This is a genomic window from Stenotrophomonas sp. AGC87 (assembly GCF_057333975.1).
Map to the genome: position 1 here is coordinate 1 of NZ_JBHFHW010000010.1, position 20,575 is coordinate 20,575.

Here is a 20,575-nt window from a genome sequence, read left to right on the forward strand (position 1 = left end):
CGGGGCGGCCAGCAGCGCCGCCCAGGCGCCCAGGCGCTTCACGGTCTCACCCTGGGCCAGGGTCACCAGCGACAGGTTCACGCTCAGCGCGGTGCCCAGCATCTCGCGCAGGGTATCGATCACATCGCTGATCCGCACCGCGTGGTCGTGCACGTCGCGCAGATACAGCTTCACTTCGTCGGGCACCAGCTCGCCCTGATAGCGCTTGATCTGCGAGAGCATGTCCTGCAGCGGCGCGACCGCCATGCGCATCTTGTTGAGTTCGCGCTTGAGCTCGTACAGGCGTACCACGGTGTGGCGCTTGTAGTTGTCGGAGAAGATGTCCTTCTCCAGCAGCTCCAGCGTGTCACGGTAGCGCTGGGTGATCGGCAGGTAGTTGTCGACCACGAAATCCAGCACCGCATACAGGCAGTACGACGGGCCCATCGTGCGCAGCAGCTCCGGCTCGCGCTCCACGCGGGCGCGCGGGGCAGCATAGGACAGCGACGCACCATGGCGCACCGTGACCAGGAAGCGTGGCCCGAGGAAGGCATGCGTCTCCCCGTACTGGATGCGCTCGTCCACCATCTGCGCGGTGGTCACCACCACGAACAGCGAATTGCCGTAGGACTCGACCTTGGGCCGTTGATGCGCGTTGCGAGCGTCTTCGATGGCCAGTGAATGCAGGCCGAATTCTTCCTGCAGTTTCAACAGCACGCTGTCGTCGGGTTCGTACAGGCCCACCCAGACGAAGCCGTTGTCGCTGGCGATCACATCACTGATCGCATCCAGGCTGATGTCGTGGCGCTTGCCCTGGTCATCGTAGTGAACGCAGTTGATGACGCAGGCGGGGTTTTCAGGTGTGACGGTATCCATGGCGGGCATCGTGCGTCAGCGGCCCGTGACGGGCAGGTCACGGCGGCCCAGCACCCATGCCAGCGCCACGTGGATGGGCAGCAACAGCACGATCCACTGCAGGTTGTACTGCGCCTGCAAGGTCAGCCAATGCAGCACCAGGCCGAGCAGCGACATGCCGGCGACCGCCCACAGCACGATCCGGAACCACGCGCGCGGCGCGCGGCCGCGCAGCAGGGTGATCGCAGCGGGAACGATCAGCAGGCACAGCGGCGAGAGCTGCAGCAGGTTGCGGTTGGCCCAGGCAGCCTGGTGCGCACTGAAGCCCCACAGGTAGGTCACCAGGGCGCCACCAATGCCGCAGAACAGCCAGAACGGCAGTGCCAGGCCCCCCAGCAGGCGGCGTCGGCGGCGCAGTGCAACCACACCCGCAGCGGCGATCAGGCCGCACAGCAGCCACGGCCACCAGCTGCGCGGGGACTCGGTCGGCTCCGGGGCGATCCGGTGCGGCAGCAGTTCCTGCTCGGCCTGCACCAGCGGGCGGCCTTCGCTGTTGCGCACCTGGCGCAGCGCATCGGCCAAGCGCATCGGCACGAAGGCTTCCTGCCAGCGCGACAGCGGCTTGTCGGCGAACGGGCCTAGGCCGATATCGAAGCCCAGCCACATCCACGGCGAAGGCGAGGCCAGACGTACCGATTCACTGCGGTAGGTGTTGCCGCGTGAGCGCCCGGAGAGCTGTGAATGCAGCCCGCCGCCGAGCGCGCCATCGATCGCATCGCGGACCATGGTGGCGCAGTTGGCGGTGTAGTAATCGTAGTGATAACGCGCGTTCTCGGGCTTGGCGCGCTCGGCCAGTGACGCGGCCAGGGTGCGCGCCTGCGCGGGCGTCAGGTCCAGCCACTGCACGCTCGCGCCGCGGCCGCTCTCCTGGTAGTACGACAGGTCCTGCCCGAGCGGCAGCGCGACCAGGTAATACATCATGTCGCCGCGCACGAAGTTGCCGATGAAATCGGACTCGCTCGAGTCGAAGTAACCGAAGTTGTAGGAGGTGGCGTCGCCGGTGACCGGATCGACTACGACCAGTGCGTCATGCCCGAAGCGTTCGAAGAAGATCTCGCCCGGCTGCATGGTGACCACGCCGATGCGTGGCGCCTCGGTGGCAGGGGCCAGGGCGGCAGTGGCGGGCACGGCATCCTGCGCGGCCAGCGCGCCGAAGGGCAGGCTGGCCATCGCAAGCAGCGACAACACGAACAACAGGCGGCACAGCGACCACCGATTCAAAGGGGGCCGCATGGCGTGGGTCAATCCTCGTTGTGGGTGTCGGGCGGCAGCACGGTCACATGGAACGCCTGCACGCGCCGGGCATCGGCACGCGCCACCCGGAACACGAAGCGGTCCAGGGTGAGCTCATCGCCGGTTTCGGGCAGGTGCCCGATCGCCTCGGTGACCAGGCCACCGATGGTGTCGTAATCGTCGTCGGGGAACGTGGCACCGAAGCGCTCGTTGAAATCCTCGATCGCGGTCAATGCATCAACCACGTACTGGCCGTCGGCCTGGATCGCGATCTGCGAGGTGTGGTCCTCGGCCTCGTCGTGCTCGTCGTCGATCTCGCCGACGATCTGTTCCAGCACGTCCTCGATGGTGACCAGCCCGGCGACACCGCCGTACTCATCGACCACGATGGCCATGTGGTTGCGCGAGAGCCGGAACTCCTTGAGCAGCACGTTGAGCTTCTTGGCCTCGGGGATCAGCACCGCCGGGCGCAGCAGCTCACGGATGTTGGCCGGCCCGTTGTCGGCGACCACGCCGCGCAGCAGGTCCTTGGCCAGCAGGATGCCGAGGATGTCGTCCTTGTTGTCGCCGTGCACCGGGAAGCGCGAATGGCCGGATTCGACCACCTGCTTCATCAGGTCAAGGAAGGGGGCTTCGACCGGCAGGGAGACCATCTGCGAGCGCGAGATCATCACGTCGCCGACGGTGAGCTCGGCCACCGAAATGGCGCCTTCCATCATCCGCAGCGTGTCGGCGGCGATCAGGCCGTCCTCGTGCGCGGTGTGCAGTACCGCCACCAGCTCGTCGCGGGTGTGGGGCTCGCCGGAGAAGGCAGCGGTCAGGCGTTCGAGCCAGCTGCGCTTCTTTTCATTGTGCTCCTGGGTGGAGCTACTACTGTCGTCTTCAGACATCTCTGGAAAAAAAGGCACCCGGCGTGCCGGGCGTTGGATTTAGTCTATCAGGATGCGGGCGCCTGTCAGCGCCCGGCCGAGGGCGGATTCACGCCCGGCGGCGGGGTGTCTTCCTCCGGTGGCAGGTCCAGGCTGTAGGTACAGCCGGCCAGGGTCTTGCCGGGGTGGGTCTTGACCGTGGACAGGCTCAGGATCACCGATTCGATCAGGGCCTCGCCGGTACGCGGGTCGGTGACGTCGCGGCTGACCAGCTCGCGCCCGGCCATGAACTTCGCCGGCGTATCCACGCCGTCCTCCAGCGCCAGGCGCTTGGCCAGCGGGCGCGGGTCGGCCAGATCCAGGATCGCCATGATGCTGGCCCCGGCCACCGTGATGTATTCGGCGCGCTCGCCGAACACCGTGATCGGGGCGGCCAGGCGGAACTCGGTCATGAACTGGTTGGTCTGCGGCAGCGGCTGCAGGCCGTTGGCGACCGCCTTGAGCGGGTCGGCCACGACCGGGGCGACCGCGTCGTAGCCGCTCACGCTCTGGCGGCACTCGATCAGGGCGGTCAGGTCCAGCGGGGCCGCATCGGCGAACGCCGAGGTGGGCAACAGGCCGAGCAGGCCCAGGCAGGCAAGTCGCAACGGGGTCATCGAAGCAGATCCATCAACTAAGGCGTGCAGCGCACGGACGCGGCGACGATCATAGCCGGCACCGGCCCGCGGTGGCAGGCGTCAACGACGGCGGAACAGCCAGCGCAGGGTGGCGGAGAAGGTGACCACCGCGATTCCCGCCGCCCACAGCACCAGGGCCGCGGCAGCCAGATGCAGCGCGCCCGGCCCGTCGGCGGTGGCCGACAGTAGCGCGCGCCCGAACACCAGCGCGAATGCAGCGGCAAGGACGAACAGGAGCACGACCTGCACCGGCCGCGCGTGGAAGGTCGATGACTGCGCCGGGGAGGCGCCGTCGCGACGTGACCAGCGATACAGCGTGCGCCAGCCCAGCGGCGCCACCAGCGCGGCCGCCAGCCCCGACCAGATCACCACGCTCAGGCCGGCGGCGCTGAGGGTCGCTTCGTCAGGACCGGCCAGCAGATGCGGCAGGATCAGGCCCGCCACCACGCAGGTCAGTGTGCCCAGCACGAACACGCCGGCAGCCAGGCCGGTCAGACGTCCGGCCCATGCGGCGGACAAGGGGGCGCGTCGCTGCCGCGCGGCCCACCAGCTTCGCGCGGGCGCCAACGACAGCACGGCGATCACCGCTGACAGCGCAAGCATGCCCAGCTGCAGCGCGCCCGGGTCACGGCCGGCCGGCGTCAGCGCGGCGAGCCCGGGGGCACCGATCGCGGCGTACAGCAATCCCACCCACGACAGTGCGAGCAGCACGGGGCCCAGTACGGAGCGACGATCAGGAACCGGCATGGCGGCATACATCCTTGTATGGTTGAGCAATCAGTGCACGCAACGCAGGTGGCGCTCAGCGTTCGCCGGCATACGGATCGGCAATGCCCAGCTCGGCCAGGATGTCCCGCTCCAGCTGTTCCATGGCGTCGGCTTCCTTCTCGTCCTCATGGTCCCAGCCGAGCAGGTGCAGCACGCCGTGCACGGTCAGGTGCGCGTAATGGGCGTTGAGCGCCTTGCCCTGCTCGTCGGCCTCGCGGGCGACCACCGGGGCGCAGATCACCAGATCGCCCAGCAGTGGGAACTTCACGCCCTTGGGCAGACCCTCCGGCAGTTCGGCCGGGAAGCTGAGCACGTTGGTCGCATAATCCTTGCCGCGGTAATGCCGGTTCAAGGACTGGCCTTCCTTGGCATCGACCAGACGGATCGCCAGGTCGGCCTCGCGGATGCGGCCCTTCAGGGCGGCGGCCACCCACTTGCGGAAGCTCACCGCCGAGGGCAGCCCGGCGCGGGGCAGGGCGTAGCTGATCGCGACGTCCAGTCGCACGGGACCACGGGTCATGGAGTCGCTCCGGGTTGGACCTGCTGCAGATCGCGGCGGTCGTAGGCGCTGACGATGCGGGCCACCAGCGGGTGACGGACCACGTCGCGTGCTTCGAAGAAGGTGAAGCTCACGCCCTCGACATCACGCAGCACATCGATCGCATCGCGCAGGCCGGACTTCACGTGCTTGGGCAGGTCGGTCTGGGTGAGGTCGCCGGTCACCACGGCCGTGGAGCCGAAGCCCAGGCGGGTCAGAAACATCTTCATCTGCTCGACCGTGGTGTTCTGCGCTTCGTCCAGGATCACGTACGCATCGTTGAGCGTGCGGCCGCGCATGTAGGCCAGCGGCGCGATCTCGATGACGTTCTTCTCCAGCAGCTTGAGCACCTTCTCCACGCCGAGCATTTCGTACAGCGCGTCGTACAGCGGCCGCAGGTACGGGTCCACCTTCTGGCTCAGGTCACCGGGCAGGAAGCCGAGTTTCTCGCCGGCCTCCACCGCCGGGCGGACCAGGATCAGGCGCTGCACGCGCGCTTCATTGAGCGCTTCCACCGCGCTGGCCACGGCCAGGAACGTCTTGCCGGTACCGGCCGGGCCGATGCCGAAGTTGATGTCATGCGTGGTGATCTGATGCAGGTAGCGAGCCTGGTTGGCGCCGCGGCCGCGCACAGTGCCGCGCTTGACCTTGATCGCCACGTCCTGGGCCTCGTAGGCGCGCTCGACGACATGCTCCACGTTGGCCTGGTTCAGCCGCAGGTGGATGGCATGGCTGTCGAACACCACGTCGCCGGCTTCGGCGTACAGCGCTTCGATCAGGGCCTGCGCATCGGCCACCACGGCCTTGGGGCCGGTCACGCGGAACACGTGGCCACGGTTGGCGATTTCCACGCCGAGTTTGAGTTCCACCTGGCGGAGATGTTCATCGAACGGACCGGCCATGTTGGCCAGGCGCTCGTTGTCTTCCGGGGTGAGGGTGAAGTCGCGTTGTGCGAGTGCGGTCATTGCGTCCGGCGGCCGCCGGTCCAGCCGACCGGGCCGCAAGCAGGGAAAGGGAGAACAGGGTAGCGCGGGTGTGGGGTCGCCGCTACAGCACCGGCGGAAAGCGGTGTTCCCTGCGCCCGCCGGGTCATCCACAGCGCCTGTGGGTGGCCGCGGGAGAAAGGTGTGGATAAGCCGCCTCGCCCCAATGCTGCCAATGGCTGCACAGACGTGGTCATTTCATGACCAGTGCGCCCGGACGGGCGTGACCTGTTCTTCACGGCGGCGTGAGCAAGGTGAGGATCGCGTTGCTCCGTGTACTCCCAGCAGAGGTCGGCTCCATGCCCGCATCGGTATCCGCGTCCCGGGGTTGGTTGGCGTGCGCCGCCTGGCTATTGCTGTTGCCCGGTTGCCGTGAGACCGACGAGGCGGCGCTCGGCACGCTGGAATGGGATCGCATCACGGTGCCCGCCTCGGCAGCGGAAACCATCGTCGCGGTGCATGTGCAGGAGGGCCAGCAGGTGCTGGCGGGTGCCTCGCTGCTGCAGCTTGAACCCACCCGCACTGCTGCCCAGTTGCAGGCCCTCCAGGCGGACGCGGCACGCGCCGGGCAGGCGCTGGAGGAATTGCGGCAGGGCCCGCGCAACGAAGATATCGCGCAGGCGCGTGCCAACCTGGCCGCCGTGCGTGCGCAGGCCGAGGATGCTGCCGCGTATTATCGCCGGCTCCAGCCGCTGGGACGGCAGCAGCTGGTCGCCGCCGCTGATGTGGATCGCGCCCGCGCCGCGGCCGGCAATGCGCAGGGCGTGGTGCACGCAGCCGAGCAGGCGCTGCTGGCACTCAAGCACGGCACCCGGGTGGAAGAGATCGCGCAGGGCGAATCGGCCCTGCAGGCGGCGCAGGCGCAGGCCGCTGGACAGGCCGAGACGCTGCGCAAGCTGGATCTGCTGGCACCGCGCGCGGGGCGCGTGGATGCACTGCCGTATCGGCTGGGCGACCAGGCACCGGTGGGCGCGCCGCTGGCGGTGCTGCTGGTCGGCGACCGCCCGTATGCACGGGTATATCTGCCCGAGCCGATGAGGGTGAAGGTCAGGGTGGGGCAGGCCGCCACGATCGCGTTGCAGGGGCGCGAGGGAACACTCGCCGGCCGTGTGCGCAGCATCCGCAGTGACCCGGGCTTCACCCCGTACTACGCGCTCAGCGGTGCGGACGCGGCGCGGCTGAGTTGGCTGGCCGAGATAGAACTGACGGCCGACAACGATGCGGCGGCGATGGCGCAGCTGCCGGCAGGCGTACCGGTGCGGGTGGTGTTTTGAATGCCACGCTGGCGATCCGCGCACGTGGGCTGACCAAGCGCTTCGGGACGCTGGTGGCTGTCGACCATGTCGACCTGAGCGTCCCGCGCGCGAATGTCTATGGTTTCCTGGGGCCCAACGGATCGGGAAAGTCCACGACCATCCGCATGCTGTGCGGGCTGCTGACGCCGAGCGAGGGGGAGATCGATGTTCTGGGTCTGCGCATCCCCGAGCAGGCCGAGGCGCTGCGCCGCCGGATCGGTTACATGACCCAGCGCTTTTCCTTGTTCGACGACCTCACCGTGCGCGAGAACCTGGAGTTCCTTGCGGCCGTGCAGGACATTCCGCGCGCCGCGGCCAGGCAGCGGATCGATGAGCTCGTCGAGGGCTATCACTTCCAGGATCGCCAGAAGCAACTGGCCGGCACCCTCAGTGGCGGGCAGAAGCAGCGCCTGGCGCTCGCTGGTGCGGTGATCCAGAAGCCCGAGTTGCTGTTTCTGGACGAACCGACCAGCGCGGTCGACCCGGAATCACGCCGCGATTTCTGGGAGAAGCTGTTCGATCTGGCCGACGCAGGCACCACACTGCTGGTCTCCACTCATTACATGGACGAGGCCGAGCGCTGCCATCGGCTGGCGATCCTGGATCAAGGCGTGCTGGTCGCCGATGGCAGCCCGGCCGAGCTGACCGACGCACTGCGGGGGCGCACGCTGGAGGTGCATGCCACGCAGCCGCGCAAGGCGCAGCGCTTGCTCGCCGCGGCGCCGGGCGTGCTCAGCGTGGCCCAGATCGGCAACACCTTGCGGGTGCTGCTCGCGCAAGTCGATGATGGGCCGGAGCGGCTGCAGCAGGTGCTGCGTGCCGGCGGACAGCCGGCCGAGGTGCTCGCCGCACCGGCCAACCTGGAGGACGTGTTCGTGTCCGCCACGCGCGGGCGCACACCGGCAGCAGAGCCCGCGCCATGAACCCGCGCCGGTTGTGGGCGATCGTGCTCAAGGAACTACGGCAGATGCGGCGTGATCGCATCACCCTGGCCATGATCGTGGGCATCCCGGTGATGCAGCTGGTGCTGTTCGGTTATGCGATCAACCTCAATCTGCGTCATCTCGATACCGGCATCGCCGACCAGGCCAATACCTCGGCCTCGCGCGCGCTGGTGATGGACATGGTCGCCACCGGGGTGATCACGCCCACGCATCGCGTGGATACGCCCGAGCAGTTGATGGCGGCGTTGCGGCGCGGCGAGATCAGCATCGGGGTGGTGATTCCGCACGACTTCGAACGTCGTCGTTTCGACGGGCGCGAGGCGGTGCAGGTGCTGGTCGACGGCAGCGATACCGTGGTCCAGAGCGCAGCGGTGCAGCTGGCGCAGGTACCGCTGGACAGCACGCCGGTCCGCAACGACCGGCCGCTGCGCACCGGAGCGGTGAATGCCCCCGGGCAGATCAGTGTGGTCGCCTTTTACAACCCGCAGCGACGCTCGGCGATCAACATCGTGCCCGGGCTGATCGGCATCATCCTGACCATGACCATGGTGATGTTCACGGCCGTGGCGATCGTGCGCGAACGTGAGCGCGGCAACATGGAATTGCTGATCGCCACGCCACTGAGCAGCAGCGAGCTGATGGTCGGCAAGGTGCTGCCGTATGCGGCGATCGGCTTGCTGCAGACCAGCCTGGTGCTGCTGCTGGGGCTGTGGTTGTTTGATGTGCCGGTGCGCGGCAGCGTGCTGGATGTCTACGTGGCTGCGATGCTGCTGATCACCGCCAATCTCGCCTTGGGTCTGTTGATCTCGACCAAGGCGCAATCCCAGTTTCAGGCGATGCAGATGACGATGTTCGTGTTCCTGCCGTCGATCCTGCTGTCCGGCTTCATGTTCCCGTTCGCCGGCATGCCCCGGCCAGTGCAATGGCTGGCCGAGGTGCTGCCGCTGACCCATTTCCTGCGGCTGATCCGCGGCATCATGTTGCGCGGCGCGCGGATCTGGGAGCTGTGGCCGGAGGTGCTGGCACTGCTGGCCTTCATCGCAGTGATGATGACCTTGGCGATCGTGCGGTTCCGCAAGCGGCTGGATTAGCGGATGCTGGCCAGCGGCCGGGTCGCCTTCAGGCCGTCACCATCCGCGCGCGCAGCGCGTTGCTGTACGCCTCGGTGATCACCACATCCACGAATTGGCCGACCAGGCGCGGGTGCCCCGGGAAATTGACCGAGCGCATGTTCTCGCTCTTGCCGGTCAGCTCGTTTGGGTTGCGCTTGGAGGGGCCTTCCACCAGCACGGTCTGCACGGTGCCGACCATCTTTTCAGAGATGGCCGCGGCCTGCTCGTTGATCCGGGCCTGCAGGCGCGACAGCCGCGCGTGCTTCTCCGCATCGGTGGTGGTGTCTTCCAGATCCGCCGCGGGGGTACCCGGGCGCCGTGAATAGATGAAGGAGAAGCTCTGGTCGAAGCCCACGTCCTCGATCAGCTTCATGGTCTTCTCGAACTCAGCGTCGGTCTCGCCGGGGAAACCGACGATGAAATCCGAGCTGATCGAGATGTCCGGGCGCACCGCGCGCAGCTTGCGGATCTTGGATTTGAATTCCAGCGCGGTGTAGCCACGCTTCATCGCCGAGAGCACGCGGTCGCTGCCCGCCTGCACGGGCAGGTGCAGGAAGTTGGCCAGCTGCGGCACATCGCGGTAGGCATCGATCAGCGAATCGCTGAACTCCAGCGGGTGCGAGGTGGTGAAGCGGATCCGGCCGACGCCGTCGATCTCGGCGATGGTGCGGATCAGCAAGCCCAAGTCGGCGAACTCGCCGTCGCCATACGGGCCGCGGTAGGCGTTGACGTTCTGGCCGAGCAGGTTGATCTCCAGCACGCCCTGGGCGGCCAGCTGCGCCACCTCCACCACCACGTCCTCGAACGGGCGGCTGACCTCGGTGCCGCGGGTGTAGGGCACCACGCAGAACGAGCAGTACTTCGAGCAGCCTTCCATGATCGAGACGAACGCGGAGGCACCCTCGGCGCGCGGCTCGGGCAGGGCGTCGAACTTCTCGATCTCCGGGAAGCTGATGTCCACCTGCGATTTGCCCGATTCACGGCGCTGGCGGATCAGCTCCGGCAGGCGGTGCAGGGTCTGCGGGCCGAACACCAGATCCACGTGTGGCGCGCGCTTGATGATCGCCTCGCCTTCCTGCGAGGCCACGCAGCCGCCGACCCCGATGATCACGCCACGGCCGTTGTTCTTCAGTGCCTTCCAGTAACCCAGCTGGCTGAACACCTTCTCCTGGGCCTTCTCGCGGATTGAGCAGGTGTTCATCAACAACACGTCGGCCTCGGCCGGGTCGTCGGTGAGCTCAAGCCCTTCCGAGGCGGCGAGCACGGCAGCCATCTTGGTCGAGTCGTACTCGTTCATCTGGCAACCGTGGGTCTTGATGTACAGCTTGCCGCGCACCGGGCCGGTCACCTGCGGCTTGGCGCCGGGCAGGGGGAGCAGGTCGGGGCGGGGGGCGGAGCTGGGCGGAGCAGAGGCAGGCAGGGTAGAACCGGCCGAAGTCGGCGCGGTCGAAGCTGGCGTCCCGGTCATGGCGCTTATTCCAGTCGGGTGGGCGGGCAGGCAGCCGGATGGCTGCGGTGAGCAGGCCATTGTAGCCGGGTCGGGCTCCCCCCTTGGCAATCCCCGGCGAATTGGGGACACTCCCGCTCATGAAGGGGATGTTGGGGATCGCTGCGCTGGCCTTGGCTGCGCTGACCGCTATGCCGGCCAGTGCGGGCACCCTGTACAAGTGCGTCGGCAGTGACGGCATTCCCAGCTATGTGAGCAAGCGTGTGGCCGGGGCCGCCTGCAGCGTGATCAGCAGCTACCGGCCCGACCGCAGCGCGGCGCCTCGCCGGGCCCTGGCAGCGCCTCCCGCGCCGACGCCGGCGGCTCCGATCGCCGGTGCTACGCCCGCCCCGGCCCGGGCCGATACCGCCACGGCGGCGACCGCGATCACCCCGGCGCCTGCGCCGGCCACCGCCCCGGCCACGGTGCTGACCGCGCCGTCCGCGCCGGCGGCGCCCGGCAACAAGGCTGGGAAGGTCCGCAGCGGCCAGCTGTATGCGTATATGAAAGACGGCGTCCGCCATTACACCAGCGCACGCCCGGCCGGTATCGCCAGCATTGGCCAGGTCCGCACCATCCACTACAGCTTCATCGAGCGCTGCTACGCCTGCGGGGCCAACCCGGCCGTCAACTTCGGCTCGGTGCGGCTCAACACCACGGCCTACCAGAGCGAGATTGCCGCCGCCGCCCGTGAGTTCGGGGTGGAAGAGGCGGTGGTCCGCGCGATCATCCATGCCGAATCGGCCTACAACCCGACCGCGCTCAGCCGCGCCGGCGCACAGGGCCTGATGCAGCTGATGCCACCGACCGCGCGCCGTTTCGGGGTCAGCGATTCCTTCGATGCTTCGCAGAACATCCGTGGTGGCGTGCAGTACCTGTCCTGGCTGCTCAAGCGATTCAACGGTGATCTCACCCTGGCCGCGGCGGGCTACAACGCCGGCGAGGGCGCGGTCGACCGCCATGGTGGCGTGCCGCCTTACAGCGAGACCCAGTATTACGTGAAGCGGGTGGCCCTGTTGGCCGACCGCTACCGCGGCGCAGTGGCCAGCCATCAATAACCCATGGCGCCGGTGGTACCTGATGCCGTACTGTCGGGGGTAATGTCGTTCCGTAGTACCGCGTTGTGTGGCCGACTTCGGTTCAGCTACACTCGCGGCTGATTCAATGTGGACTGGCCCCCACCGGTCTGCTGGCAGCCTCAAGCTACCTAAATCAATATCGGAGTGCCGGATGGCCAACGATGGGGTAAACGATCCAGTCAACACTGGACGTCGGCGGTTTCTCTCAGCAACCACTGCGGTGGTCGGAGCGGTCGGCGTCGGATTTGCAGCGGTACCGTTCATCAAGTCCTGGAATCCCAGCGCCCGCGCCAAACTGGCCGGTGCCCCGGTGATTGCCGACATCAGTGCGCTCCAGGAAGGCCAGCGTCTGGTCATGGAGTGGCGTGGGCAGCCCATCTGGATCGTCAAGCGCTCCAAGGCCATCCTCGATGCGCTGCACGGGCTGGACGGCCGCCTGAAGGATCCCGAGTCGGGCGAGAAAGAACAGCAGCCCGAGTACGTGCTCAAGCAGAATCCCGAATTCCGTTCGATCAAGGCCGAGGTTTCGGTGCTGGTCGGGCTGTGCACGCATCTGGGCTGTTCGCCGGAAATGGTCGCCGAGATCCGCCCCGAGCCCTACGACCCGCAGTGGAAGGGCGGCTACTTCTGCCCCTGCCACAAGTCGCGCTTCGATATGTCTGGTCGCGTGTTCAAGGATGTTCCAGCACCGATCAACCTGCTGGTGCCGCCGCACCATTACCAGGACGACAACACCATCATCATCGGCGTTGATCCGCAGGGGGCGGCTTGATCATGGCCAATATCCTTTCCCGCACCGCCACCGGACTGGCCGACTGGGTCAACGCCCGCGCGCCGGGCCTGATGCCGGTCTACCGCAAGCACGTCAGCGAGTATTACGCCCCGAAGAACTTCAACATCTGGTACTACTTCGGTTCGCTGGCGCTGCTGATCCTGGTCAACCAGATCGTCACCGGCATCTTCCTGACGATGCACTACAAGACGAACGCGGCCGAAGCGTTCGCCTCCATCGAATACATCATGCGGGACGTGGAGTGGGGCTGGCTGATCCGCTACATGCACTCCACCGGTGCCTCGCTGTTCTTCATCGTGGTCTACCTGCACATGTTCCGCGGCCTGCTCTACGGCAGTTACCAGAAGCCGCGCGAACTGGTCTGGATCCTCGGCATGCTGATCTACCTGGTGCTGATGGCCGAAGCCTTCATGGGCTACGTGCTGCCATGGGGCCAGATGTCGTTCTGGGGCGCCAAGGTGATCATCTCGCTGTTCGGTGCGATCCCGGTGATCGGTACCGGCCTGACCGAATGGATCATGGGCGATTACCTGCCCAGCGACGCCACCCTCAACCGCTTCTTCGCCCTGCATGTGATCGCACTGCCGCTGGTGCTGTTGCTGCTGGTGGTGCTGCATCTGGGCGCGCTGCATGAAGTGGGCTCCAACAATCCCGACGGCGTGGAGATCAAGAAGGGCCCGAAGGGCAACCGCTGGTCGGCCACCGCGCCTACCGATGGCATTCCCTTCCATCCGTACTACACGCTCAAGGATGCGGTGGGTGCCGGCTTCCTGCTGATCATCGCGGCCTTCATCATCTTCTTCGCTCCGGCCTTCGGCGGATTGTTCCTCGAACACGACAACTTCACCGAGGCCAACCGCCTGGTGACGCCCGAGCACATCAAGCCGGTCTGGTACTACACCCCGTACTACGCCATGTTGCGCGTGGTGCCCAACAAGCTCGGCGGTGTGATCGTGATGTTCTCTGCGATCGCCATCCTGTTCCTGGTGCCGTGGCTGGACCGCGCGCGGGTGAAGTCCTATCGCTACCGCGGCCTGCTCTCGCGCGGGCTGCTGGGCATGTTCGCGGTGTGCTTCGTGTGGCTGGGCGTGATCGGCTCCGGCCCGGGTACGGATGCGCACGAGACCTACATCGGGCGCGTGCTGACCTTCCTGTATTTCGCCTTCTTCATCACCATGCCGCTATGGACCAAGCTGGACAGGACCAAGCCGGTACCGGACCGGGTGACCACGCATGACTGACCACTGGATTGTCCGGCTGGCCTGCGCGGCGGCCCTGATGCTCGGTGTCGCGGTGGCCGATGCCGCCGAGGGCGCCAAGACCCTGCAGGCAGGCAATGACCTGAGCGATCGTGCCTCGCTGCAGCGCGGCGCGCAGCTCTACATGAACTACTGCTCCGGCTGCCACGCGCTGAAATACCTGCGCTACTCGCGCATGGCTGCCGATCTGGGGTTGAGCGAAGAAGAGGTCATGAACAACCTCAACTTCACCGGCACCCCGGTGGGTGAACCGATTCCGGTGACGATGCCCAAGGCGCAGGCCGAGAAGTGGTTCGGCAAGATGCCGCCGGATCTGAGCCTGATCTCGCGCGTACGGGGCAGCGACTGGGTCTACACCTACCTCAAGTCGTTCTACCTGGATCCCACGCGGCCGCTGGGCTGGAACAACACCGTGTTCCCCAATGCCTCCATGCCCAACCCCCTGTGGGAAATGCAGGGGCTGCAGCATGCGGTGCATGGCAAGGCCGAGGGCCCCGGGCTGGATGCACCGGTGGTTGGGCTGAAGATCGAACAGCCAGGCAACATCGATGCCGGGCAGTACGATCAGGCGGTGCGCGACATCACCAACTTCCTGGAGTATGCCGGCGAGCCGGCTGCGCTCAAACGCCAGAAGCTGGGCGTGTGGGTGATCCTGTTCCTGGCGCTGCTGACCTTCCTGGCCTATCTGCTCAAGAAGGAATACTGGAAGGACGTCCACTGAGCAGTCGGGCGCCTTGCCGTGTCGATCGTTCCTGCCGTGGGACGATCGACCTATTGGCTTTTGTGATGTGCGGTTGCACACTCGGGTACTGTGACGACCGTTGGCAATGGGCTGGCGGCGCCGATACGACCGGCGGTTACCGGACGTTGGAGAGCCTTTGATGGCGGCGAGCGTACGCATGCGGAATACCCTGACGCTGTTTTCCTCGAACGACGATGTGCTGTGCCATCGCGTGCGGCTGGTACTGGCGGCCAAGGGCGTCACTTATGACTCCGTGCCGGTCGACCCGCAGAACCCGCCCGAAGATCTCATCGATCTCAATCCGTACCACTCCGTGCCCACCCTGGTGGAACGCGAGCTGGTGCTGTACGCGGCGTCGGTGGTCAGCGAATACCTGGACGAGCGCTATCCGCACCCGCCGCTGATGCCGGTCGATCCGCTCTCGCGGGCCCGCATCCGGCTGGCGATGTTGCGCATCGAACACGACTGGGTGCCGCAGGTGCAGGCCATCCAGCTGGGCAACAAGACCCAGGCCGAGGCCGGGCGCAAACGGCTGAAGGAGCTGCTGACCAGCGCGGTGCCGTTGTTCAAGGCCAGCAAGTTCTTCCTCAACCCGGAAATGAGCCTGGCCGACTGCGCGATGGCACCGATCATCTGGCGGCTGCAGGCACTGGACGTGCCGCTGCCGAAGGATGGCAAGTCGATCGAAGACTATGGCAACCGCATTTTCCGGCACCCCGGCTTCATCCGCAGCCTGACCGACCAGGAAAAGAAACTGCGCGATCTGCCGGTCTGATCGGCGGGACGTGTGCCGCATACGGCACACGTGTACTGAACGAAATCGCGGTGCCGGTACGCGCCATGGCTGACCTGCGGGTAGGCGGGCGCGTACACTTGCATCAGGCAATCCGGATCAAGAGCAGCCGAGCACGGCTCGGCTCTACCACATGACTGAAGACACTTTTCGCATGACCAGCCACCGTCCGTACCTGTTGCGGGCCTTGGTGGAATGGATCAATGACAACGACCTGACGCCGCATATCCTGGTCGACGCCGGCATGCCTGGCGTGCAGGTGCCGCAGAGTGCGGTCAAGGACGGCCGCGTCGTGCTGAACATCGCCGAGCGCGCCGTGGTGCGCTTGCATATCGACAATGACAGCGTGAGCTTCTCGGCCCGCTTCTCCGGCACCAGCTACCCGGTGCAGGTGCCGATCTCGGCCGTGCTGGCTGTGTATGCCCGCGAGACGGGGCAGGGCATGGCGCTGCCGGATGACATCCCGGGCCATGAGCCGGGTCCGGACGATGAGCTGCCGCCGGACGATTCACCGACCCCGCCGGACGATGCTCCGCCCAAGCCCAGCGGTCGCCCGCATCTGCGGGTGGTCAAATAAGAGACACCATGGCCGCCGCAAGGCGGCCATGTCATTAGACGTCCTCGGCATCACGCGTATCGATATCGCGGCGGATCTCACTGATCCGCGCCGCCGACGGCCCCACGAACGTGATCAGCTGATCACCGCGCAGCACCATGCGCCCGCTGTGGCGGTCCACGCCATCGTGCGAATACTCGAACTTGAAGGTGCGCTCCCAGCCCAGCCAGCCGTTGTCCTTGCGGCATACGCGCAGGCCGGTGGCGTGCACGCTCTGGTCCAGCCACTGCACATCGGCAGCGCGGCAGGCATTGCGCCCGAGCACGCCGGCACGTTCGGCGGCGGCACGCGAAGAATTCCAGAAGGCGTAGGCAAACGCGCCGGCAATCATCAACAGGATCAAACTGGGCATCGGTGACTCGGCGCGGTCAGGGAGGTCGGTCCCTCCAAGATGGCGACGAATGCGGCGCGGATCAAGCCATCCGCGCGATCGCGATCAGGGCGTGCGCGGTGGCGGTGGCGGGACGGGTATCGGTGTCGGTGTCCGAGTCGGGCTCGCCGGCGGGGCCGGAATCGGGTTCGCGCTCGGGACCGGCGGACGGGGCGGCACCACGGTGGGCGCTCGCATCGGGGCCTGGGAGGTTGGGGCTGCCATCGGTGGTGCCGTTGCACCGGGAGCGGGCAGGGTCGCCGGGTCCGGAGTTCCCATCGGCACGGCCGCGGGCGCGGTGGCCACCAGTTTCAGCAGTGCGGCCCAGTCCTGGCGATTGAAGCTGCATTCCTCTTCGCGGCCCGGCGTGCAGCCCAGATCCACGCCATCGCCTGCATTGGCCTTCGCCGGCGGCAGTTCGATCCGGCCGCTGCGGTCCAGCGACAGTTTGCGCAACGCCACGGTGTTCATGACATTGCCACCAATCAGATACAGCGTGCGGTCGCCGCCCATGTTGGCCGCGATCACCACTTCACAGTGCGATTTCCAGTGCGTCACCGCGCCGCTGCCCAGCGACTGCACCAGCCCGGTGTAGCTCAGGGTCTCGCGGCGGTCGCGCAGGTAGCACAGCAGGTCGCCGGGCGCGGGTTTCTCCTGCGCCGGGTCGGTCATCCGGTACGGTCCGCTGTTCTGGTACGCGGCGCGGATGTAGTCGATGTGGCGGGGCGAACGGGTGAAGCCGGGCACCGAGGCGCGGGTCATCACCCAGGAAATGAAGGCGGCCGACCACGGGTTGTCCACCAGGAACGCACGGCAGTCGCTATCGGTGTAGCGCGTCCCCGGTGGGGCCATGCAGCTCGATGCGCCGGGCTGGCTACCCATCGGCGACAACGTGCCGCTCTGCCGCCAATAGCCGACCACCCGCTGCCACGCGACGAGGCCGTTGTCGGCCAGGTGGACGTCCTCGGCTTCGGTCACGCTGAGGCTGGCCGCGCGGCCATCGCGGTCGATGAAGGGGCGGTACCAGAGGCGATGTTCGTTGCAGGCGGTCTGCACGATGGCCACGGCGAGCGGGCTCAGCCCGAACCGCGGGGGCACATCGCAGACCTCGGCGGCGGACGCCTGCAGCGGCAGCAGCGCGAGCAGGGGAGACAGGCAGGCGAGAAGCGGCAGGCAGCGCATGCGTGCATTCCAGGTGGGGGCAGACGCAGCCTCGCAGACCGCATCTGCCCATACCGTGAAAGCGGCATCAGCCCTGTGGCGGCGGGCCCAGTTTCAATGACAGGTCGATTGCCTGCACATGCTTGGTCAGCCCGCCGATGGAGATGCAGTCCACCCCGTCCTCGGCGATCGCGCGCAGGCCGTCCAGGCCGACACTGCCGGACACCTCCAGCGGAATCCGCCCGGCCGCGATGCGCACGGCCTCGCGCCGCGTGGCGGCGTCGAAATCGTCGATGAGGATGCGGGTGCAGCCCACCTCCAGCGCCTCGCGCAGCTGGTCCAGGTCTTCGACCTCGACCACCAGCGGCAACGCCGGCCACTGCGCACTTGCCGCGAGCACCGCAGCGGTCAGCGAGCCGGCCGCGCGGATGTGGTTTTCCTTGAGCATCACCGTGTCGAACAAGCCCAGGCGATGGTTGTCGCCGCCGCCGCAGCGCACCGCGTACTTCTGCGCGACACGCAGCCCGGGCAGGGTCTTGCGGGTGTCCAGGATCCGGGCGCCGGTACCGGCCACGGCCGCGACGTACTGCGCGGTGGTGGTCGCCGTGCCGGACAGCGTCTGCAGAAAGTTCAACGAGGTCCGCTCGGCACTCACCAGGCTGCGGTTGCGGCCCTGCAGCAGCGCCAGCACGGTGCCGGCGGCGACGCGGTCGCCCTCGGCCACGCGCCACTCAATCCTGACCTCGGGATCGAGCGCCCGGTGGGTCGCATCGAACCAGGGGCGGCCGGCGATCACCGCGTCCTGCTTGCACAGCAGATAGGCGCTGTCGGGGCGGTCCGGGAGCAGGGCGGCGGTGACATCACCGCTGCCGATGTCCTCGGCCAGCGCACGGGCCACATCGGCGGCCACCAGGGCGGCCTCGGGGGGCGGCACGGGGAGGTGGCTCATTTTTCCGGGAAATCGGCGATCTGGGCGGTGGCGATGGCCTCTTCGGCCAGCAGCACCGGGATGCCGTCGTCTACGCGGAACACCTGCTTGCGGTCACGGGTCAGCAGGGCCTCGCGCAACGTCTGCGCCTGCGGGCTGCCATCGGCCTTGAGCACGGCACCGCTGCCGATCGCGCGGTTGAGCGCGTCCAGACCGGTGGCGTCGAGCAGGGACAGGGGCTGGCGCGTATCGGGCGAGCACAGGAGGTCGAGCAGCTTGCGATCCATGGATTCTTCGTCTTGCGTGGAAGACGGCTAGAATACGTCTTTAAGGCAGGTGACGGCCAATGACCCTCAACCAAACCGCGCCGCTCGTCGGCATCGTCATGGGATCCCGCTCGGATTGGGAAACCATGCAGCACGCCGCCCAGAAGCTGGATTCGCTGGGCGTTCCCTATGAAGTGAAAGTGGTTTCGGCGCATCGCACGCCGGACGTGCTGTTCACCTACGCCGAGCAGGCGGGCCAGCGTGGCCTGCGCGCGATCATCGCCGGTGCCGGCGGGGCCGCGCACCTGCCGGGCATGATCGCCGCCAAGACCGCCGTACCGGTGCTGGGCGTGCCGGTGCAGTCCAAGGCGCTGAACGGCATGGATTCGCTGCTCTCGATCGTGCAGATGCCGGCCGGTATCCCGGTCGCCACGTTTGCCATCGGCAATGCCGGCGCCTCCAATGCGGCGTTGTTCGCAGCCGCCATGCTGGCCTCGGACCAGCCGGCGATCGGTGAAGCGCTGGAGGCCTTCCGCGCCCGCCAGACCGAAGATGTCATGGCCCACGACGACCCGCGTCAATGACCACCAGGACCGTTGGGATTCTGGGCGGCGGTCAGCTCGCCCGCATGATGGTCCTGGCCGGTGCGCCGATGGGGCTGCGCTTCGAGCTGTTCGACCCGGCCGCCGATGCCTGTGGTGCCCAGGTGGCACCGCTGCAGGTGGCCGCGTTCGAAGACGAGGCGGCCCTGGCTGCGTTCGCCGCCCGCGTGGACGTGGTGACCTTCGATTTCGAGAACGTGCCGGCGCGCAGCGCCAAGTTCCTGGCCGAGCGCGTGCCGGTGTATCCCAATCCGGATGCGCTGGCCGTGGCCCAGGATCGGCTCAGCGAGAAGACCCTGTTCCAGTCGTTGGGCATCCCGCTGCCGGCCTTCGCCGATATCCGCAGCCGCGACGAACTGGCGGCCAAGGCCGCCGAGTTCGGCATGCCCTGCATCGTCAAGACCCGCCGGCTGGGCTATGACGGCAAGGGGCAGTTCCGGATCCGCAGCGCGGCCGACATCGACGCGGCCTGGGAAACCCTCGGCAGCTACGTCGAAAAAACCGGCCTGATTCTGGAAGGCTTCGTCGCCTTTGATCGCGAGGTCAGCGTGGTGGCGGTCCGTGGGCAGGATGGCGAGTTCCGCGCCTGGCCGATCACCGGCAACTGGCACGTCAACGGCGTGCTCTCGGCCAGCCTGGCCCCGGCGCAGCTGCCGGCGGCGCAGCACGAGGCGGCCATCGGCTACGCCCGTACGCTCGCCGAGCGCCTGGACTATGTCGGCGTGTTCGCGCTCGAACTGTTCTGCCGCGGCGATGAACTGCTGGCCAACGAGATGGCACCGCGCGTGCACAACTCCGGCCACTGGACCATCGAAGGCAGCGAGACCTCGCAGTTCGAGAACCATCTGCGTGCAGTGCTTGGCCTGCCGCTGGGCGACACGCGCATGCTGGGCCATGCCTGCATGCTCAACTGGATCGGCCAGATGCCCGATGCTGCGGCCGTGCTCGGCCAGGCCAGCGGCCATTGGCACAACTACGGCAAGCAGGCGCGGGACGGCCGCAAGGTCGGCCATGCCACGCTGCGCGATGATGATGCGGCGGCGTTGGCCGGTGCATTGGAAAGCGTCGGTGGCCAGCTGGATCGCGCCGACCAGGTCGCGCCGGTCATCGAGATCCTGCGCGGTTGACGCCGAGGGCCGGCCCGCGGCCGGCACTCCCTGGACGCAC

Annotated in this window: 23 protein-coding genes; 11 read left to right on the top strand and 12 right to left on the bottom strand. The window is 67.3% G+C overall.

Translation table 11 applies throughout. The features are described from left to right. The 7 genes from ACE026_RS04090 to ACE026_RS04120 form a co-directional block, all read right to left on the bottom strand. A partial coding sequence (locus ACE026_RS04090; RefSeq protein ID WP_486038002.1) for a magnesium and cobalt transport protein CorA occupies window positions 1-855 on the bottom strand: 855 nt, incomplete at its 3' end. Window positions 856-870: 15 nt separating this feature from the next. Beyond that, complete coding sequence (locus tag ACE026_RS04095) at window positions 871-2,127, bottom strand: lipoprotein N-acyltransferase Lnb domain-containing protein (protein ID WP_486038003.1); 1,257 nt, start codon at window positions 2,125-2,127, stop codon at window positions 871-873. 8 nt (window positions 2,128-2,135) lie between these two features. Further along, window positions 2,136-3,017: a CorC family transporter gene (locus ACE026_RS04100; protein ID WP_121041641.1), complete on the bottom strand. Its 882-nt coding sequence runs from the start codon at window positions 3,015-3,017 to the stop codon at window positions 2,136-2,138. Between the two features lie 65 nt (window positions 3,018-3,082). Next, the gene (locus tag ACE026_RS04105) at window positions 3,083-3,652 is read right to left on the bottom strand and encodes a hypothetical protein (protein WP_486038006.1); all 570 of its coding nucleotides are present in this window, start codon (window positions 3,650-3,652) and stop codon (window positions 3,083-3,085) included. An 81-nt stretch (window positions 3,653-3,733) separates the two neighbouring features. Next, on the bottom strand, window positions 3,734-4,420 hold the full coding sequence (locus tag ACE026_RS04110; RefSeq protein ID WP_486038008.1) for a hypothetical protein: 687 nt from the start codon (window positions 4,418-4,420) through the stop codon (window positions 3,734-3,736). A 55-nt stretch (window positions 4,421-4,475) separates the two neighbouring features. After that, window positions 4,476-4,961 (bottom strand): rRNA maturation RNase YbeY, encoded by a 486-nt coding sequence (gene ybeY, locus ACE026_RS04115; RefSeq protein WP_121041647.1) that lies wholly within the window; start codon window positions 4,959-4,961, stop codon window positions 4,476-4,478. Further along, window positions 4,958-5,944, bottom strand: a complete 987-nt coding sequence (locus tag ACE026_RS04120; RefSeq protein WP_176989570.1) for a PhoH family protein — start codon at window positions 5,942-5,944, stop codon at window positions 4,958-4,960. The genes ybeY and ACE026_RS04120 overlap by 4 nt, the downstream gene beginning before the upstream one ends. 317 nt (window positions 5,945-6,261) lie before the next feature. On the opposite strand from ACE026_RS04120, the gene ACE026_RS04125 reads away from it, so the two are divergent. From ACE026_RS04125 to ACE026_RS04135, 3 genes are read left to right on the top strand one after another with little or no spacing between them, the layout of a single operon-like run. After that, entirely contained in the window at window positions 6,262-7,236 is a 975-nt protein-coding gene (locus ACE026_RS04125; protein ID WP_486038011.1) for an HlyD family secretion protein, read from the top strand. 14 nt (window positions 7,237-7,250) lie between these two features. After that, window positions 7,251-8,180 carry an ABC transporter ATP-binding protein gene (locus ACE026_RS04130; protein WP_486038285.1) on the top strand — a complete coding sequence of 310 codons (930 nt, stop codon included), beginning with the start codon at window positions 7,251-7,253 and terminating at the stop codon, window positions 8,178-8,180. Next, window positions 8,177-9,292, top strand: coding sequence for an ABC transporter permease (locus tag ACE026_RS04135; protein ID WP_486038013.1), 1,116 nt, complete (start codon window positions 8,177-8,179; stop codon window positions 9,290-9,292). The genes ACE026_RS04130 and ACE026_RS04135 overlap by 4 nt, the downstream gene beginning before the upstream one ends. 28 nt (window positions 9,293-9,320) lie before the next feature. Here the strand turns inward: ACE026_RS04135 and miaB are convergent, their stop codons facing one another. Continuing rightward, window positions 9,321-10,781: a tRNA (N6-isopentenyl adenosine(37)-C2)-methylthiotransferase MiaB gene (miaB, locus tag ACE026_RS04140; protein WP_486038015.1), complete on the bottom strand. Its 1,461-nt coding sequence runs from the start codon at window positions 10,779-10,781 to the stop codon at window positions 9,321-9,323. Between the two features lie 119 nt (window positions 10,782-10,900). Here miaB and ACE026_RS04145 point away from each other — a divergent pair, with 119 nt between their 5' ends. From ACE026_RS04145 to ACE026_RS04170, 6 genes are all read left to right on the top strand, one after another. Beyond that, complete coding sequence (locus ACE026_RS04145; RefSeq protein ID WP_486038017.1) at window positions 10,901-11,857, top strand: lytic transglycosylase domain-containing protein; 957 nt, start codon at window positions 10,901-10,903, stop codon at window positions 11,855-11,857. Window positions 11,858-12,029: 172 nt separating this feature from the next. Further along, entirely contained in the window at window positions 12,030-12,650 is a 621-nt protein-coding gene (petA, locus tag ACE026_RS04150; protein WP_019186259.1) for a ubiquinol-cytochrome c reductase iron-sulfur subunit, read from the top strand. 2 nt (window positions 12,651-12,652) lie between these two features. Beyond that, complete coding sequence (locus ACE026_RS04155) at window positions 12,653-13,912, top strand: cytochrome b (protein ID WP_123728838.1); 1,260 nt, start codon at window positions 12,653-12,655, stop codon at window positions 13,910-13,912. 37 nt (window positions 13,913-13,949) lie between these two features. Then, complete coding sequence (locus ACE026_RS04160) at window positions 13,950-14,651, top strand: cytochrome c1 (RefSeq protein ID WP_481441028.1); 702 nt, start codon at window positions 13,950-13,952, stop codon at window positions 14,649-14,651. A gap of 160 nt (window positions 14,652-14,811) precedes the next feature. Then, a complete protein-coding gene (locus ACE026_RS04165) occupies window positions 14,812-15,447 on the top strand; it encodes a glutathione S-transferase N-terminal domain-containing protein (RefSeq protein ID WP_019186262.1) in 636 nt (211 codons plus the stop codon). Between the two features lie 151 nt (window positions 15,448-15,598). Next, the gene (locus ACE026_RS04170; RefSeq protein ID WP_088433018.1) at window positions 15,599-16,042 is read left to right on the top strand and encodes a ClpXP protease specificity-enhancing factor; all 444 of its coding nucleotides are present in this window, start codon (window positions 15,599-15,601) and stop codon (window positions 16,040-16,042) included. Window positions 16,043-16,076: 34 nt separating this feature from the next. Here the strand turns inward: ACE026_RS04170 and ACE026_RS04175 are convergent, their stop codons facing one another. From ACE026_RS04175 to ACE026_RS04190, 4 genes are all read right to left on the bottom strand, one after another. Further along, complete coding sequence (locus ACE026_RS04175; protein ID WP_019186192.1) at window positions 16,077-16,433, bottom strand: DUF3301 domain-containing protein; 357 nt, start codon at window positions 16,431-16,433, stop codon at window positions 16,077-16,079. An 84-nt stretch (window positions 16,434-16,517) separates the two neighbouring features. Next, window positions 16,518-17,633, bottom strand: coding sequence for a DUF2272 domain-containing protein (locus ACE026_RS04180; protein ID WP_486038019.1), 1,116 nt, complete (start codon window positions 17,631-17,633; stop codon window positions 16,518-16,520). A gap of 67 nt (window positions 17,634-17,700) precedes the next feature. Next, window positions 17,701-18,561, bottom strand: coding sequence for a carboxylating nicotinate-nucleotide diphosphorylase (gene nadC / locus ACE026_RS04185; protein WP_486038020.1), 861 nt, complete (start codon window positions 18,559-18,561; stop codon window positions 17,701-17,703). Then, window positions 18,558-18,827, bottom strand: coding sequence for a Trm112 family protein (locus tag ACE026_RS04190; protein WP_019186189.1), 270 nt, complete (start codon window positions 18,825-18,827; stop codon window positions 18,558-18,560). The genes nadC and ACE026_RS04190 overlap by 4 nt, the downstream gene beginning before the upstream one ends. Before the next feature lie 59 nt (window positions 18,828-18,886). Between ACE026_RS04190 and purE the strand changes: the two genes are divergently transcribed. After that, window positions 18,887-19,390 (top strand): 5-(carboxyamino)imidazole ribonucleotide mutase, encoded by a 504-nt coding sequence (purE, locus tag ACE026_RS04195; RefSeq protein ID WP_019186188.1) that lies wholly within the window; start codon window positions 18,887-18,889, stop codon window positions 19,388-19,390. Further along, window positions 19,387-20,535, top strand: coding sequence for a 5-(carboxyamino)imidazole ribonucleotide synthase (locus ACE026_RS04200; protein ID WP_486038022.1), 1,149 nt, complete (start codon window positions 19,387-19,389; stop codon window positions 20,533-20,535). Before purE ends, ACE026_RS04200 begins: the two co-directional genes overlap by 4 nt. Window positions 20,536-20,575: the final 40 nt, after the last annotated feature.

What these genes read in the sequence shown, in the direction of transcription:
- ACE026_RS04165 (WP_019186262.1), top strand. Translation starts at nt 14,812, where the DNA reads ATGGCGGCGAGCGTACGCATGCGGAATACCCTGACGCTGTTTTCCTCG.
- nadC (WP_486038020.1), bottom strand. Translation starts at nt 18,561, where the DNA reads ATGAGCCACCTCCCCGTGCCGCCCCCCGAGGCCGCCCTGGTGGCCGCC.
- ACE026_RS04200 (WP_486038022.1), top strand. Translation starts at nt 19,387, where the DNA reads ATGACCACCAGGACCGTTGGGATTCTGGGCGGCGGTCAGCTCGCCCGC.
- ACE026_RS04190 (WP_019186189.1), bottom strand. Translation starts at nt 18,827, where the DNA reads ATGGATCGCAAGCTGCTCGACCTCCTGTGCTCGCCCGATACGCGCCAG.
- ACE026_RS04105 (WP_486038006.1), bottom strand. Translation starts at nt 3,652, where the DNA reads ATGACCCCGTTGCGACTTGCCTGCCTGGGCCTGCTCGGCCTGTTGCCC.
- ACE026_RS04145 (WP_486038017.1), top strand. Translation starts at nt 10,901, where the DNA reads ATGAAGGGGATGTTGGGGATCGCTGCGCTGGCCTTGGCTGCGCTGACC.
- miaB (WP_486038015.1), bottom strand. Translation starts at nt 10,781, where the DNA reads ATGACCGGGACGCCAGCTTCGACCGCGCCGACTTCGGCCGGTTCTACC.
- ACE026_RS04160 (WP_481441028.1), top strand. Translation starts at nt 13,950, where the DNA reads ATGCTCGGTGTCGCGGTGGCCGATGCCGCCGAGGGCGCCAAGACCCTG.
- ACE026_RS04095 (WP_486038003.1), bottom strand. Translation starts at nt 2,127, where the DNA reads ATGCGGCCCCCTTTGAATCGGTGGTCGCTGTGCCGCCTGTTGTTCGTG.
- ACE026_RS04100 (WP_121041641.1), bottom strand. Translation starts at nt 3,017, where the DNA reads ATGTCTGAAGACGACAGTAGTAGCTCCACCCAGGAGCACAATGAAAAG.
- petA (WP_019186259.1), top strand. Translation starts at nt 12,030, where the DNA reads ATGGCCAACGATGGGGTAAACGATCCAGTCAACACTGGACGTCGGCGG.
- ACE026_RS04125 (WP_486038011.1), top strand. Translation starts at nt 6,262, where the DNA reads ATGCCCGCATCGGTATCCGCGTCCCGGGGTTGGTTGGCGTGCGCCGCC.
- ACE026_RS04120 (WP_176989570.1), bottom strand. Translation starts at nt 5,944, where the DNA reads ATGACCGCACTCGCACAACGCGACTTCACCCTCACCCCGGAAGACAAC.
- ACE026_RS04170 (WP_088433018.1), top strand. Translation starts at nt 15,599, where the DNA reads ATGACTGAAGACACTTTTCGCATGACCAGCCACCGTCCGTACCTGTTG.
- ACE026_RS04110 (WP_486038008.1), bottom strand. Translation starts at nt 4,420, where the DNA reads ATGCCGGTTCCTGATCGTCGCTCCGTACTGGGCCCCGTGCTGCTCGCA.
- purE (WP_019186188.1), top strand. Translation starts at nt 18,887, where the DNA reads ATGACCCTCAACCAAACCGCGCCGCTCGTCGGCATCGTCATGGGATCC.
- ACE026_RS04155 (WP_123728838.1), top strand. Translation starts at nt 12,653, where the DNA reads ATGGCCAATATCCTTTCCCGCACCGCCACCGGACTGGCCGACTGGGTC.
- ybeY (WP_121041647.1), bottom strand. Translation starts at nt 4,961, where the DNA reads ATGACCCGTGGTCCCGTGCGACTGGACGTCGCGATCAGCTACGCCCTG.
- ACE026_RS04180 (WP_486038019.1), bottom strand. Translation starts at nt 17,633, where the DNA reads ATGCGCTGCCTGCCGCTTCTCGCCTGCCTGTCTCCCCTGCTCGCGCTG.
- ACE026_RS04135 (WP_486038013.1), top strand. Translation starts at nt 8,177, where the DNA reads ATGAACCCGCGCCGGTTGTGGGCGATCGTGCTCAAGGAACTACGGCAG.
- ACE026_RS04175 (WP_019186192.1), bottom strand. Translation starts at nt 16,433, where the DNA reads ATGCCCAGTTTGATCCTGTTGATGATTGCCGGCGCGTTTGCCTACGCC.